General features: G+C 60.8%; 15 protein-coding genes. 7 read left to right on the top strand and 8 right to left on the bottom strand.

Translation table 11 applies throughout. The features are described 5' to 3' along the window. Window position 1: 1 nt before the first annotated feature. Genes AACV02_RS18355 through folE2 form a run of 3 tightly spaced genes read right to left on the bottom strand, consistent with a single transcriptional unit; the run spans window position 2 to window position 2,429 of the window. Window positions 2-868 carry a metal ABC transporter permease gene (locus AACV02_RS18355; protein ID WP_106575938.1) on the bottom strand — a complete coding sequence of 289 codons (867 nt, stop codon included), beginning with the start codon at window positions 866-868 and terminating at the stop codon, window positions 2-4. Then, complete coding sequence (locus AACV02_RS18350; protein WP_106575937.1) at window positions 868-1,536, bottom strand: metal ABC transporter ATP-binding protein; 669 nt, start codon at window positions 1,534-1,536, stop codon at window positions 868-870. The genes AACV02_RS18355 and AACV02_RS18350 overlap by 1 nt, the downstream gene beginning before the upstream one ends. Beyond that, window positions 1,533-2,429, bottom strand: coding sequence for a GTP cyclohydrolase FolE2 (folE2, locus tag AACV02_RS18345; protein WP_119741181.1), 897 nt, complete (start codon window positions 2,427-2,429; stop codon window positions 1,533-1,535). Before folE2 ends, AACV02_RS18350 begins: the two co-directional genes overlap by 4 nt. A gap of 128 nt (window positions 2,430-2,557) precedes the next feature. Here folE2 and AACV02_RS18340 point away from each other — a divergent pair, with 128 nt between their 5' ends. Continuing rightward, on the top strand, window positions 2,558-3,769 hold the full coding sequence (locus AACV02_RS18340) for an N-acetylmuramoyl-L-alanine amidase (protein ID WP_119741179.1): 1,212 nt from the start codon (window positions 2,558-2,560) through the stop codon (window positions 3,767-3,769). Here AACV02_RS18340 and AACV02_RS18335 read toward each other — a convergent pair. Further along, on the bottom strand, window positions 3,766-4,134 hold the full coding sequence (locus AACV02_RS18335; protein ID WP_119741176.1) for a glutamine synthetase: 369 nt from the start codon (window positions 4,132-4,134) through the stop codon (window positions 3,766-3,768). The genes AACV02_RS18340 and AACV02_RS18335 overlap by 4 nt on opposite strands. 127 nt (window positions 4,135-4,261) lie before the next feature. Between AACV02_RS18335 and dksA the strand changes: the two genes are divergently transcribed. Genes dksA through AACV02_RS18315 form a run of 4 tightly spaced genes read left to right on the top strand, consistent with a single transcriptional unit; the run spans window position 4,262 to window position 7,550 of the window. Beyond that, the gene (gene dksA / locus AACV02_RS18330; protein ID WP_119741174.1) at window positions 4,262-4,666 is read left to right on the top strand and encodes an RNA polymerase-binding protein DksA; all 405 of its coding nucleotides are present in this window, start codon (window positions 4,262-4,264) and stop codon (window positions 4,664-4,666) included. A gap of 27 nt (window positions 4,667-4,693) precedes the next feature. Then, window positions 4,694-5,899, top strand: coding sequence for a zinc metallochaperone GTPase ZigA (gene zigA, locus AACV02_RS18325; RefSeq protein ID WP_119741171.1), 1,206 nt, complete (start codon window positions 4,694-4,696; stop codon window positions 5,897-5,899). Continuing rightward, a complete protein-coding gene (locus tag AACV02_RS18320) occupies window positions 5,899-6,543 on the top strand; it encodes a DUF1826 domain-containing protein (protein WP_119741169.1) in 645 nt (214 codons plus the stop codon). Before zigA ends, AACV02_RS18320 begins: the two co-directional genes overlap by 1 nt. 44 nt (window positions 6,544-6,587) lie before the next feature. Next, window positions 6,588-7,550, top strand: a complete 963-nt coding sequence (locus AACV02_RS18315) for a CobW family GTP-binding protein (protein WP_119741166.1) — start codon at window positions 6,588-6,590, stop codon at window positions 7,548-7,550. Here the strand turns inward: AACV02_RS18315 and AACV02_RS18310 are convergent. Next, on the bottom strand, window positions 7,544-7,939 hold the full coding sequence (locus AACV02_RS18310) for a DUF3301 domain-containing protein (protein WP_106575929.1): 396 nt from the start codon (window positions 7,937-7,939) through the stop codon (window positions 7,544-7,546). The genes AACV02_RS18315 and AACV02_RS18310 overlap by 7 nt on opposite strands. 117 nt (window positions 7,940-8,056) lie before the next feature. On the opposite strand from AACV02_RS18310, the gene pdxY reads away from it, so the two are divergent. Then, the gene (pdxY, locus tag AACV02_RS18305; protein ID WP_106575928.1) at window positions 8,057-8,929 is read left to right on the top strand and encodes a pyridoxal kinase PdxY; all 873 of its coding nucleotides are present in this window, start codon (window positions 8,057-8,059) and stop codon (window positions 8,927-8,929) included. 130 nt (window positions 8,930-9,059) lie between these two features. Here the strand turns inward: pdxY and AACV02_RS18300 are convergent, their stop codons facing one another. Beyond that, complete coding sequence (locus AACV02_RS18300; RefSeq protein ID WP_076013223.1) at window positions 9,060-9,545, bottom strand: acyl-CoA thioesterase; 486 nt, start codon at window positions 9,543-9,545, stop codon at window positions 9,060-9,062. Between the two features lie 292 nt (window positions 9,546-9,837). Here AACV02_RS18300 and AACV02_RS18295 point away from each other — a divergent pair, with 292 nt between their 5' ends. Beyond that, complete coding sequence (locus AACV02_RS18295; RefSeq protein WP_119741164.1) at window positions 9,838-11,601, top strand: cation:proton antiporter; 1,764 nt, start codon at window positions 9,838-9,840, stop codon at window positions 11,599-11,601. A 160-nt stretch (window positions 11,602-11,761) separates the two neighbouring features. Here AACV02_RS18295 and AACV02_RS18290 read toward each other — a convergent pair whose 3' ends face one another. Together AACV02_RS18290 and AACV02_RS18285 are read right to left on the bottom strand one after the other, a co-directional pair. Beyond that, window positions 11,762-12,169 (bottom strand): SMI1/KNR4 family protein, encoded by a 408-nt coding sequence (locus AACV02_RS18290; protein ID WP_017135771.1) that lies wholly within the window; start codon window positions 12,167-12,169, stop codon window positions 11,762-11,764. Between the two features lie 135 nt (window positions 12,170-12,304). Beyond that, window positions 12,305-13,165 (bottom strand): Tim44 domain-containing protein, encoded by an 861-nt coding sequence (locus AACV02_RS18285; protein ID WP_119741162.1) that lies wholly within the window; start codon window positions 13,163-13,165, stop codon window positions 12,305-12,307. Window positions 13,166-13,243: the final 78 nt, after the last annotated feature.

Here is a 13,243-nt window from a genome sequence, read left to right as displayed (position 1 = left end):
CTCATTGGGATGTAAGCAAGGGCGGGCGGCGCAGCAAGCCGTGCACCGGACCGAAGACCACGGACAGCAAATACCCGCCGCCTGCCACCAGCACGATGGCCGGGCCGCTGGGCAGTGAGTAGTAGAACGACAGCAACAAACCGAACCACACCGACAGGCATCCCAGCACCGCCGATACTGCAATCAACACCGGCAGGCGCCGGCTCCAGAAGCGTGAAGCAATCGCCGGCAACATCATCAACCCCACCACCATCAACGCGCCGATGGCCTGGAACCCGATCACCAGGTTCAGCACCACCAAGGTCAGAAATAGCCCATGAGCGAGCGGGCCGAGGCGGCTGACGGTTTGCAGGAACAGTGGGTCCAGGGTGTCGAGCAGCAACGGTTTGTAGATCAGCGCCATGGCGATCAGGCTGAAACCGGAGACCCAGAGCATCCCGGTGAGGGTGGTTTCATCCACGGCCAATGCGGACCCGAACAGCAGGTGCAGCAGGTCCAGGCGTTTGCCTGCGATGCCGAGGATCAGCACGCCGGCGGCGAGGGAGATCGGGTAGATGGCGGCGAGGCTGGCGTCTTCACGCAGGCCCGTGCGGCGGGTGATCCACGCGGATAAACCGGCCATGCTCAGGCCGGCGCCAAGACCGCCGATGGTCAGCGCGGGCAGGCTCAGCCCGGCAAACCAGAAGCCAAGCGCGGCGCCGGGCAGGATGCCGTGAGCCACGGCGTCGCCGATCAGGCTCATGCGCCGCAGGATCAGAAACACACCCAGCGGCGCCGTGCTGCAGGCGAGCACCAGCCCGCCGATGAGTGCGCGGCGCATGAACACGAAGTCGAAGAAAGGCATCCACAGGTGGGCGGCAAAATGCATCAGGCCACCTGCATGTGAGGTTGCGGGCGGATCAGCTCTTTGCTGGGGCCGAACACGCAGCCGGTGCTTTTGATCTGCACCACGTGCTGGGTGTGGTGGCGCACGGAGGCCAGGTCGTGACAGACGACGATGATCGTGCGGCCTTGGTCGTGCCAGGCGTGAATGTGTTTCCAGCACAGCGCCTGTCCGTCTTCATCGAGGGCGGCATGGGGTTCGTCGAGCAACAACACCGGCGCTTCGGCGAGGCTCATGCGGGCGAGCAGGGCGCGTTGCAGTTCGCCGCCGGACAAGGCCATCAGCGGGCGATGTTCCAGCCCACTGAGGCACCAGTCCTCCAGGACTGCCTGCAGACGTTCGTTGCGTTGGGGTGGCGTGAGCTGGGTGCCCCAGAAGCCGGCGGCGACCAGCTCTTGCAAGCTGATGGGGAACTGGCGATCCAAGTGCTGCTGCTGCGGCAGGAACGACAGGCCACCACGGCGAGGAACCTCCACACTGACCTTGCCCGCCAGCGGTTTTTGCAAGCCGGCGATCACTTTGAGCAGGCTGCTTTTGCCGGTGCCGTTGGCGCCGATGATGCCGGTGAGGCTGCCTTTTTCCAGGGTCAAATCCAGCGCTGGGGTGAGCGGTTGCCCAGGTGCACCCCAGCGCAAAGCGTTACAGGTGATCATGCAGAGTCTCTCGTCCAGCGGCTTTCAGCCACGGCATCGTGCGCGTGCAGGCTTTCGGCGTGGATCACTTTCAGGTGGAAGGCTTTGACGGCATCCGAGCGTTTCAAGGCGAGGTTGAGGCGGCGTGCGGCGTCTTCACAGAACATCAGGTTCTGCCCGTTGGCCAAGGCGAAGGCTTGTTCGTCCGCACGCTTCACCGCGGTTTGCACGGCGGTGCCGAGCGCGGCTTCGACGTCATCGATCAGGTGGGTGAGCGGCAAGGTGGACTGATTGGCGTCCAACTCAATAGAGAGCCGGGCGCTGCTGCGTTGGCTGTGGGGCGTGGCGACGATGCCGTTGGCGCTGCCGAGCCAGGTGAGTACGTCTTCGTGTTGCAGCGGCGTGCCGGCGAAATCTTGAAGAAATTGCTGCTGAATCAATTGCCTGGCGAGCGCAGCGGAGCAGGGGCAGGTCGAGGAATAAGTAACGTCAATTTTTAGTTCCACGTGGAACATCTGATTTTCCAGACGTGCCTCAATGCACACCGGGTAGCCTTTCCAGCCAGCCAATGGGCTGACCAACGCCGGGCGTTTAAGCAGTAAATCCGTGTGAATTCGTAGGTAGGCGTTCTTAGATAATCCTTCATGACTCTGTAGAAAGCGCTGCAGTACATTACGCAGAAGTGCAGGCGTAAGAAGCTGCTGGTCGAGCATTTCCAGGGCCAGGTACAGGCGCGACATATGAATGCCGCGGGCCTCGCCGTCGTCCAGGCTCACGCCGGCATCGGCGGAGGCAGTCAGGCGTTGGCCGTCGATAAGAATGGGCAAGGCGATGCCGCACATGCCTACCCAATCGAGCGGCAAGGCTTGGCGTGAAGCCTGCGCGGCGATATCCGGCAGAGTCAGCGCATTCATGAGCAGGTCCATCGTTGGAAATAAAAAGACATGTTATATTATAACTATTGAGTCGACGATGATTTTTCTGCTCCAGCCTTTCTTCAGTCATGTCGAGCAGGGACGCTCCTCTATTCGCGGTATATGTCATGCACAGACGTCAGCTCCTCAACCTGCTGCTGGTCAGCCCGCTGTTCACCTTTCCATTGGGGGCTTTTGCCACGCAGATTCGTAATGCGCGCCTGTGGCGCTCCGACGACAAACTGCGGCTGGTGTTCGACCTCAGCGGCCCGGTGCAATACAAGACCTTTTCCCTGACCTCACCGGAACGCGTGATCATCGACCTGAGCGGCGCCGGGCTCAGCGGTGATTTCTCGCAGTTGGCTTTGAAGAACAGCGGAATCACTTCGATCCGCTCCGGGCATTTTGGTAAAGCCGATACGCGCATCGTGCTGGACCTGGCCGCACCGATGCAGCTCAACAGCTTCTTGTTGCCGCCGCAGGATGGCCAAGGTCATCGCCTGGTACTCGACCTGACCGGCGCCACCCACGCGCCGCGCCAAATCGCCGCGCAGCCGCAGCCTCTGGTGGCGCCGGTGGACAAGGCGCATCCCAAGCGCGACATCATCGTAGTAGTCGATCCCGGCCACGGCGGCAAAGACCCAGGCGCCATCGGTTCCAAGGGCCAGCGCGAAAAGGACGTGGTGCTGTCCATCGCCCAATTGCTGGCCAAACGCTTGAAGCGTGAGAAGGGCTTTGACGTGAAACTGGTGCGCAACGACGACTTTTTCGTACCGCTGCGCAAGCGCGTGGACATCGCCCGTCAGCACAAGGCGGATATGTTCATCTCGGTGCACGCCGACGCCGCGCCACGGCTCACGGCCTCCGGGGCATCGGTGTATGCATTGTCTGAAGGCGGCGCCACCTCCGCCACGGCGCGCTTCATGGCGCAGCGTGAAAATGGCGCAGACCTGCTGGGCGCCACCACCTTGCTCAATCTCAAGGACAAGGACCCGATGCTGGCCGGGGTGATTCTCGACATGTCGATGAACGCCACCATCGCCTCCAGCCTGCAGCTGGGCAGCTCGGTGTTGGGCAGCCTGCAAAACATCACCACGCTGCACCAGAAGCGCGTGGAGCAGGCAGGGTTTGCGGTGCTCAAGTCACCGGATGTGCCGTCGATCCTGGTCGAGACCGGGTTCATTTCCAACACCCAGGACGCCCAGCGGCTGGTCACCGCGCGCCATCAACAGGCGGTGGCGGATGGGCTTTTCGAAGGCCTGAAAAAGTACTTCGAGAAGAACCCACCGATGAACAGCTACATGGCGTGGGTTCAGGAGCAGAAGAGCGTACAGGTCTAACAGCCGGTAATGCGGCTGCACGTGAACTTCGCGCTGGTGCCGCCTGAGCTGGAAAACCGGTTGATGGTGGTCCAGCCCACGCGGCGCGTGTAGCCGACCCACGCCTCACCGTCGGACGCCAAGCCGGTAAAGAACGTCAACTGCCCATAGCGGCTGTTGGTCTGTGCCCAGTAGCGTTTGCCGATCACCTCGAAACCGCGCAAATACGTGGTGCCACCGGCAGTCGCCACGCTGTAGGCATTCCCCAGCGGATCCACGCAAGCCAGCAGGTTGGCGCTGCGCACGCAGGTAGCCGACAGACTCGGCGTTTGTGCGCAGGCCTGTCCTGCCACTGCCAACAACAGGGCGCACACCAGGTATCTCATAAAGTTTCTCGGGGACCGGAACGGGCTCAAGCATTGCGCCCTTCGTCGTGACGAGCAAGGGGGATTGGCTTAATTGTATTGTTATACTATAACATAAAAACACAGCCTGACCCGTGAACCGCTCTCCATGACTGAACAAGACCTTCTTGCCCTATCGCCCAACGATTACATGAATGAAGCCCAGCAAGGTTTCTTCCGCGAGCTGCTGCTGGGCCAGCGTTCTGAACTGCAAGCACGCATCGACGCTGAGTTCCTGGTGCTGCGTGAGCAGGAAACCAACAGCGACCCCGCCGATGTGGGCAGCGCCGAAGAACAGCGCCAATGGCAACTGCGCCTGCTGGAACGCGAAAAAAAGCTGCTGGACAAGATCGACGACGCTCTTGAACTGCTGGCCCGTGGCGAATACGGCTGGTGCCGTGAAACCGGCGACCCCATTGGCCTGAAACGCCTGCTGCTGCGCCCCACAGCGACCCTGAGTATCGAAGCCAAAGAACGTGAAGAGCTGCGCGAACGCCATCAACGGGCGATTTGACCGGCCAACCCTGATGAGGAACACCTGATGCCCAATCGTCTCCCCGTTACCGTGTTATCCGGCTTTCTCGGCGCCGGTAAAAGCACGCTGCTCAACTACGTCCTGCGCAACCGCGACAACCTGCGGGTGGCGGTGATCGTCAACGATATGAGCGAAATCAACATCGACGGCAGCGAGGTGCAGCGCGACGTCACCCTCAACCGCTCCGAAGAAAAACTGGTGGAGATGAGCAACGGCTGCATCTGCTGCACCTTGCGTGAAGACTTGCTGGAAGAAGTCGGAAAACTCGCCAAGGAAGGTCGGTTCGATTACCTGTTGATCGAATCCACCGGCATTTCCGAACCGTTACCCGTGGCCGAAACCTTCACCTTTCGCGACGAAAACGAGCAAAGCCTGGCCGATATTGCGCGTCTGGACACTATGGTCACCGTGGTCGACGGCATGAATTTCCTGCTCGACTACCAGGCCGCCGAAAGCCTGGCCTCACGTGGTGAAACCCTGGGAGAGGAGGACGAACGCTCAATCACCGACCTGCTGATCGAGCAGATCGAATTCGCTGACGTAATCCTGATCAGCAAGATCGACCTGATCAGCAGCCGTGAGCGCGAGGAACTGATGGCGATTCTCGAACGCCTCAACGCTCAGGCCGAAATTATCCCGATGGTCATGGGCGAAGTGCCGCTGAACAAAATCCTCAACACCGGTCGCTTCGACTTCGAGCGCGCCGCCCAAGCGCCAGGTTGGTTACAGGAACTGCGCGGTGAACATGTGCCGGAAACCGAAGAGTACGGCATCGCCTCCACGGCTTATCGCGCGCGCCGGCCGTTTCATCCTCAGCGTTTTTTCGACTTTATCGACCGCCCGTGGGTGAACGGCAAACTGCTGCGCTCCAAAGGCTTTTTCTGGCTGGCCAGCAAGCATCAGAATGCAGGCAGTTGGTCCCAGGCTGGCGGGCTGATGCGCCATGGTTTTGCCGGGCGCTGGTGGCGTTTTGTGCCGAAAAGCCAATGGCCGCAGGATGAAGAAAGCGTAGCGGCGATCATGGCCAACTGGCAGCTGAGTACCGGTGATTGCCGTCAGGAATTAGTGTTCATCGGGCAAAATATCGACTTCAACCAGATGCGCGCCGAACTGGACGCCTGCCTGCTCACCGATGAAGAAATGGCCGCTGGCGTCGAAGGTTGGCGCCTGCTGGCTGATCCTTTTGGCCCTTGGTTCGAGCAGGTAGCCTGATGCTGGCCCCGGTTATTCCATTGCGCCCTGTGATCCGCCAAACGTGCGGTGAAACGCCGCTGGCGCTGGCTGACATCCTGGAAGACGGGGTGAACCTGGCGGTTTGGCAACGCCAGTTGCCTCTGCACATCGCTGAGTTTGGAGCCTTGCTGGTTGCGCTGAACGAGCCGCTGGCCGACTCCTTTGTCATCGAGCTCAATGCCGAAGACGCGGTGCCGAACTTGCAGGGTTTGGCGTCCGGTTGCCGAGATCTTGAAGGCTACGAGGGCTTTATTGCTGATGTGTCTTGGTTGGTCAGCGCGGTTGCCTGTTTGCTGGGCGCCAAGCGCATTGGCGTGCGCTTGCGGCTGCTGGACAAGGCCATGTGCCCGCGTTTTCACGTTGACCATGTGCCGGTGCGACTGATCACCACCTACGCCGGCATTGGTAGCCAATGGTTGCGCGAAGGCGTTATGGACCGCCGCAAACTGGCCCAGTCGGACGCGGAACCCACCGAGCGCATCGAGCAGATCCTCTGTGGCGAAGTCGCCATGCTCAAGGGCACTCAATGGCATGGCAACGAAGCTCACGGCTTGATTCATCGCTCGCCTGCACTCAAGGCTGATGAGCGGCGGTTGATCCTGACGCTGGATTGGCTCGCATAACCGGGTAGGATCAAGCTCTCTACACGGTCTGAATGATGCCACTGATGCTGCAGGATATTCCCACCCACGTGATTGCCGGGCCGTTGGGCGCCGGCAAGACCAGCCTGATCAAACACCTGCTCGCCCAACGCCCGGCCAACGAGCGCTGGGCCGTGTTGATCAACGAGTTCGGGCAGATCGGTCTGGACGCTGCCTTGCTCACTCAGGATGACGACGGCATTGCTTTGGGCGAGGTGGCAGGCGGCTGCCTGTGTTGTGTGAATGGTGCACCGTTCCAGGTAGGCCTGGGCCGCCTGCTGCGTAAGGCCAAGCCTGATCGGCTGTTTATCGAGCCCTCCGGGCTGGGCCATCCGGCGCAGCTACTCAAACAACTGCGCCAGGCGCCGTGGCAACAGGTGCTCGCCGTTCAGCCGTGCGTGCTGGTGCTGGATGCCCAGGCGCTGGCGGCGGGTAAACCCTTGCCTGATGCGCAACGCGAGACGCTGGCCAGTGCCGGGCTGTTGGTGTTGAACAAGGATGAGGCGCTGGATGCCGCGCAGCGCCAGGCCATTGAACAGCAATTACCCGACTGCCCGCTTTACTGGACGCGCCAGGCGCACGTGCCGCTCGACCTGTTGCCCGGCTTGGATGCGAAAGGCCGCACTGCTGTGGATAACGTCGAAGTGCCCCAAGGCTTGGCGCAGATACCGGCGATCTGGACCGATCCGACGCTGCCAATCTGCCTCAGCCAGGCTCAAGAAGACGGCTGGAGCATCGGCTGGCGCTGGCATCCTGGCCAGCGCTTCGACACCGTGCGCCTGCACGGCTGGCTGACAAATCTGGTGTGGCGGCGCGCCAAACTGGTTATCCACAGCCCTGAAGGATGGCTCAGCGCCAACGCGGTGGATAACGGCGCACTTCTCTGGCAACCGAGCGAATGGCGCCGTGACTCACGTATTGAATTGATCTTCGGCCAGCCACAGGACGTGGCTGCATTGCAGGACGCTTTAGCCGCCTGCCGTCAGTGACGGTTCTTGCTGGCGTGGTCCTGGCGCCATTGGCTCAGCTCGATCACTTCAGCGCTGGGCAGCGGCGTTTTGATCTCGAACGGGTAGGGCGCCAGTTCGATCTGCGCGCTGTGAGCGCCAAACTGAGTGATCGTCCCGGGATGGCGGGCTTCGCCGGTTACGGTGAACTCAAAGTTATAGATGCGCGCCAGACGCCGCCGGCCCTTGGCATCCTTCACAAAACCGATGCGTTTCAACGCCACCGCGCCATCGAGCAGCTCGATATCGAGCTTGGCGCAATGCTGCTTGACCCGCTCCAGCGCCCGCTCGCGCAGGCCGTGGTTGTGCCAGACCCAGGCGGCGCCGGTCGCCAGCAGCATCAACACAAAGATGTTTCCCAGGGTCAGCATGCGATGAACTCCAACAAAGTGAGAGCAGCTTAACTGTGTCTCTGGTCTGTCGTACAGGCCGTGTTTAGTCGCATACTGCGCGGCCAGAATTTCAATGGCTTTACGGAAATCTCCCGCATGAAACGCACACCTCATCTGCTTGCGATCCAGTCTCATGTGGTTTTTGGCCACGCCGGAAACAGCGCCGCCGTGTTCCCCATGCAGCGGGTCGGGGTGAATGTCTGGCCGCTCAACACGGTGCAGTTCTCCAATCACACTCAGTATGGACAGTGGGCGGGCGAAGTGTTGGCGCCGCAGCAAATTCCGGCGCTGGTGGAAGGGATTGCCGCAATCGGCGAGTTGGGTAACTGCGATGCCGTGCTGTCTGGCTACCTCGGCAGTGCGGCCCAGGGCCGTGCGATTTTGACGGGCGTGGCGCGCATCAAGGCCATCAACCCCAAGGCCTTGTACTTGTGCGACCCGGTGATGGGCCACCCGGAAAAGGGTTGCATCGTGCCTCAGGAAGTCAGCGATTTCCTGTTGGACGAAGCGGCAGCGATGGCGGATTTCCTTTGCCCCAACCAACTGGAGCTGGACAGCTTTGCCGGGCGCAAGCCGCAATCGCTGTTCGATTGCCTGGGCATGGCCAAGGCGCTGCTGGCGCGCGGACCCAAGGCCGTGCTGGTCAAGCACCTGGATTATCCGGGCAAGCTGCCGGATGGTTTTGAGATGCTGTTGGTGACTGCCGATGGCAGCTGGCACTTGCGTCGGCCACTGCTGGCGTTCCCGCGTCAGCCGGTGGGCGTGGGCGACCTGACGTCGGGGCTGTTCCTGGCGCGGGTGCTGCTGGGTGACAGCCTGTTGGCAGCCTTCGAATTCACGGCCGCTGCGGTGCATGAAGTGCTGCTGGAAACCCAAGCCTGCGCCAGCTACGAGCTGGAACTGGTCCGCGCCCAAGACCGCATCGCCCATCCTCGCGTGCGCTTCGAAGCCACACCGATCGGTCTGTAACCCAACAAAACCCCATGTGGCAGCGGGCTTGCCCGCGATAGCGGTGGGTCAGCCAGTACATGCACTACTGACAGATCGCTATCGCGGGCAAGCCCGCTCCCACATGTTGACCGGGTTTACAGCTGGGGTCTTACGGCCCGTCTGCCTTGATTTCCTGATAGCGCTTTTCCAGCTCCTGGCGAATCTGCCGGCGCTGCTGCGCCTGCACGAACCGGCGCTTGTCTTCGCTGTTGTGCGGCTGCAGTGGCGGCACGGCGGCGGGTTTGCGCTGGTCGTCCACGGCCACCATGGTGAAGAAGCAGCTGTTGGTATGGCGCACCGAGCGCTCGCGGATGTTCTCGGTCACCACCTTGATGCCCACTTCCATCGACGTGTTGCCGGTGTAGTTGACCGAGGCGAGAAAGGTCACCAGCTCGCCGACATGGATCGGTTCGCGAAAAATCACCTGGTCCACCGACAAGGTCACCACATAGCGACCGGCATAACGGCTCGCACAGGCGTAGGCCACTTCGTCGAGGTACTTGAGCAGGGTGCCGCCGTGAACATTGCCTGAGAAGTTGGCCATGTCAGGGGTCATCAGTACCGTCATCGACAGCTGGGCGTTTCCGGGTTCCATAGCACACTCACGGGTTGTAGGCATCGGTTGGGGTGGCACCTCTGCGGGTGCTGAAATCTTTGCAGCGCCATCCCTAACGGGACGCCGGTGGGCGGCTTGCCGTCACGCCTGCACCGATCTGTTTCCATATATTGCACCGGCTTTCTGCCGGAAGTCGCGGTGTTAACCTTCAAAAGCCCGTCTCAGGGCATTTCTTACGATTAAGGCCGACTTTTCCTTCCGCATATTGCGACCGTTCATAGGTGCCGGTGGAAGTGGGAAAAGCGCCAGTACCCTCAAGGAGCCCCTCGCCATGCACGCCATCAGTTTTATCCAGGATCTGGCTGTGATCATGCTGGTGGCAGGGGTTGTCACCATCCTGTTTCACCGCCTCAAGCAACCGGTGGTGCTGGGGTATATCGTCGCCGGGTTCATTATCGGCCCCCACACGCCACCATTTGGCCTGATCCACGACGAAGACACCATCAAGACCCTCGCCGAGCTGGGGGTGATCTTCCTGATGTTCTGCCTGGGCCTGGAGTTCAGCCTGCGCAAGCTGTTCAAGGTCGGCGCCACGGCGTTTATCGCCGCATTCCTCGAAATCATCCTGATGATCTGGATTGGCTACGAAATCGGCCGCTGGTTCGATTGGAACACCATGGACTCGCTGTTCCTCGGCGCCATCCTGGCGATCTCCTCGACCACCATCATCGTCAAGGCACTCAACGACCTGAAGATGAAAAACCAGCGCTTTGCCCAGCTGATTTTCGGCGTGCTGATCGTGGAAGACATCCTTGGTATCGGCATCATTGCCTTGCTGTCGAGCATCGCGGTCAGCGGCACGGTCAGCTCCGGCGAAGTGTTTTCCACCGTCGGCAAACTCTCGCTGTTCATGATCGTCGCGCTGGTCATCGGCATACTGCTGGTGCCGCGCCTGCTGGCCTATGTGGCCAAGTTCGACAGTAACGAGATGCTGCTGATCACTGTGCTCGGCCTGTGTTTCGGCTTCTGCCTGCTGGTGGTGAAGCTCGAATACAGCATGGTGCTGGGCGCGTTCCTGATCGGCGCGATCATGGCCGAGTCCCGTCAGTTGATTAAGATCGAACGCCTGATCGAGCCGGTTCGCGACATGTTCAGCGCGATCTTCTTTGTCGCGATTGGCTTGATGATCGACCCACAAATCCTGCTGCAATACGCTTGGCCCATCGCGGTAATCACCGTGGCGGTGGTGCTGGGCAAAATGTTGTCCTGCGGCCTGGGGGCGTTTATCGCCGGCAATGACGGCCGCACCTCACTGCGGGTGGGCATGGGGCTGTCACAGATTGGGGAGTTTTCCTTCATCATAGCCGCGTTGGGGATGACCTTACAGGTGACCAGCGACTTCCTCTACCCGGTGGCCGTGGCGGTGTCGGCGATTACCACGCTGCTCACGCCGTACCTGATTCGCGGCGCCGACCCGTTATCGTTGAAGATTGCGGCGGTGATGCCCAAGCGCATGAGCCGGGTGTTCGGTATGTATGGCGAATGGTTGCGCAGCATCCAGCCTCAGGGCGAGGGCGCAATGCTGGCGTCGATGATTCGCAAGATCATCCTGCAAGTGGGGGTAAACCTGGCGTTGGTGGTGGGGATCTTCTTCGCCGGCGGCTTTTTTGCGGCGCGCATCGGTGGGTATCTGGAAGGCTGGATCATTGATCCAAGCTGGCAAAAGGCGTTGATCTGGGGCGGGGCGTTGTTGTTGTCGCTGCCGTTTTTGATTGCGGCGTATCGCAAGCTCAAGGCGCTGTCGATGTTGCTGGCAGAGATGAGCGTCAAGCCGGAAATGGCCGGAAGGCATACCCAGCGCGTACGACGAGTGATCGCTGAATTGATCCCCATCCTGTCGCTGCTGGTGATTTTCCTGCTGCTGGCAGCCTTGTCGGCCAGTATCTTGCCAACCAACAAGTTGCTGGTGCTGATCGCCGTGGTGGCAGCAGCGGTGGCGGCGGTGCTGTGGCGGTGGTTCATCCGCGTGCATACGCGGATGCAGGTTGCCTTGCTGGAGACCCTGGATAACCACAAGGACACGCCGGAGCACTAAGCCGAGCGGCGCATTCTTGTGGCGAGCGAGCCTGCTCGCGCGAGGCTGCGCAGCCGCCCTGAAAACAGTCACCTCGCCATCTGGAAAGCGCATCACCCTGGTTGGGGCTACTGCGCAGCCCAGCGGGGGCAAGCGCCCTCGCCACAAAAGCTTTGCGGAATCAGCTTTCCAGCCAGACGTCCCGCGCCCAGTGCCACACCGATTCCCAAGTTTCTTCGGTAACCAGTTCTTCTTCGCCGGACCACAGCACCACGGTGCCGTCTTCTTCGACGCAGTAGTAGTCGTCGCCGTCCTGGCAGATCGGGATCATGCTGCGGTCAACACCGGCATCCCAGGCGTTGGCGGCCACGTCCGGCAGGTAGGTGTGGGACTGTGGGTCGGTAACCGTCACCGGCTCCAGGCTGCCATACACCACGTCGCTGACGGTGAGCAGGAATTCGCGGAAGACAAACGGGATGTCGATGAACAGTTGTTCTTCGATTTCTACAATTTGGTCTTCGTCAGGCAGTTCCAGAGGAACCGGGACCGGTTCGTTGGCTTCACGCAATTGTTCGATGATTTCTTCCACGGCCGGGATCCTCTTGCTAGTTGGCGCGGTTAATAGGGCGTTTTATACAGTAGCTCGCTATAAGTGCAACCGCGAAATAGAAAACCCCGGAACATGTCCGGGGTTTTTATTACCAAGTGCTCAAGCGTGCGGTTATCAGCCGTTCTGGCGGATACCGGCGACCAGCCAAGGCTGGTTGTCGCCCTGGGCGCGCTCCATGTTCCAGCTTTCGCTGAACACTTCGCCCTGGTCGAAACGCGAGGTCTTCGACACGCCGCTGAAGGTCAGGGTGGCGATGGTCTTGTCGGCGCGATCATCCACACCTTCCAGTTGTACGCGCAGGTCGTCGATGTAGGTCGACTGGAAACCGTCGCCCAGGTCGGCACGTTCGCGCTTGAGGAACTCCAGCAGTTGTGGGGTCACGAACTCGGAGATCTTGTCCATTTCGTTGGCGTCCCAGTGCTGTTGCAGGGACTGGAAGTGGCTGCGGGCCGCTTCGACGAAACGCTCTTCGTTGAACCAGGCCGGTGCATTAATCACCGGACGAGCGGTGGCAGGCGCTGGCGAACCACCAAAGATCGAACCTGTGGTTGGTTTTTGCTCGAAGACTTCACGCTGCATCGGCGCGCCGGCTGGAGCCATGTGCTCCTGCTGCTTGCGGCGACGGGCGGCGATGAAGCGGAAGATCAAGAAGGCGATAACCGCCATGATCAGGATGTCGAAGATCTGCATGCCCTGGAAGCCGCCGCCCATGAACATGGATGCGAGCAGGCCACCGGCGGCGATACCGGCCAGAGGGCCTAACCAGCGCGAAGCACCGCCGGCCTTGGCAGCCGCGCCAGCAGCACCGGCCGTTGCTGCAGCACCGCCGGCACCGGCGGAAGGAGCCATTTGGCTAGTCTGGTGAGTCGGTGCCGAGCCCATGCTTTTGCCGCCACCGAAGCGCTTGGCGTTGGCGTCGAGGCTCATCGTCAGGCCGATGCACAACGCCATGGCGATGCTAAGAAAACGTTTCATAAAGGGAATTCCCATTTGTGGATTGCACGCGCGCCATGTTGCACAGGTGTCGTGACAGTGGCTAGCGGCATAATGTTT

It is taken from the genome of Pseudomonas sp. Larv2_ips, assembly GCF_963879675.1.
In the GTDB taxonomy this organism is placed as follows: Bacteria; Pseudomonadota; Gammaproteobacteria; order Pseudomonadales; family Pseudomonadaceae; genus Aquipseudomonas.
The sequence above is the reverse complement of the archived record's forward strand: the minus strand, read 5'-3'. Positions and strand labels throughout refer to the sequence as shown.

Bases quoted from the DNA above. Each gene is read 5' to 3' on its own strand.
- AACV02_RS18350 (WP_106575937.1), bottom strand. From the start codon at position 1,536: ATGATCACCTGTAACGCTTTGCGCTGGGGTGCACCTGGGCAACCGCTC.
- AACV02_RS18295 (WP_119741164.1), top strand. From the start codon at position 9,838: ATGCACGCCATCAGTTTTATCCAGGATCTGGCTGTGATCATGCTGGTG.
- AACV02_RS18320 (WP_119741169.1), top strand. From the start codon at position 5,899: ATGCTGGCCCCGGTTATTCCATTGCGCCCTGTGATCCGCCAAACGTGC.
- AACV02_RS18300 (WP_076013223.1), bottom strand. From the start codon at position 9,545: ATGGAACCCGGAAACGCCCAGCTGTCGATGACGGTACTGATGACCCCT.
- AACV02_RS18335 (WP_119741176.1), bottom strand. From the start codon at position 4,134: ATGAGATACCTGGTGTGCGCCCTGTTGTTGGCAGTGGCAGGACAGGCC.
- AACV02_RS18355 (WP_106575938.1), bottom strand. From the start codon at position 868: ATGCATTTTGCCGCCCACCTGTGGATGCCTTTCTTCGACTTCGTGTTC.
- AACV02_RS18340 (WP_119741179.1), top strand. From the start codon at position 2,558: ATGCACAGACGTCAGCTCCTCAACCTGCTGCTGGTCAGCCCGCTGTTC.
- AACV02_RS18310 (WP_106575929.1), bottom strand. From the start codon at position 7,939: ATGCTGACCCTGGGAAACATCTTTGTGTTGATGCTGCTGGCGACCGGC.
- dksA (WP_119741174.1), top strand. From the start codon at position 4,262: ATGACTGAACAAGACCTTCTTGCCCTATCGCCCAACGATTACATGAAT.
- pdxY (WP_106575928.1), top strand. From the start codon at position 8,057: ATGAAACGCACACCTCATCTGCTTGCGATCCAGTCTCATGTGGTTTTT.
- folE2 (WP_119741181.1), bottom strand. From the start codon at position 2,429: ATGAATGCGCTGACTCTGCCGGATATCGCCGCGCAGGCTTCACGCCAA.
- zigA (WP_119741171.1), top strand. From the start codon at position 4,694: ATGCCCAATCGTCTCCCCGTTACCGTGTTATCCGGCTTTCTCGGCGCC.
- AACV02_RS18285 (WP_119741162.1), bottom strand. From the start codon at position 13,165: ATGAAACGTTTTCTTAGCATCGCCATGGCGTTGTGCATCGGCCTGACG.
- AACV02_RS18315 (WP_119741166.1), top strand. From the start codon at position 6,588: ATGCTGCAGGATATTCCCACCCACGTGATTGCCGGGCCGTTGGGCGCC.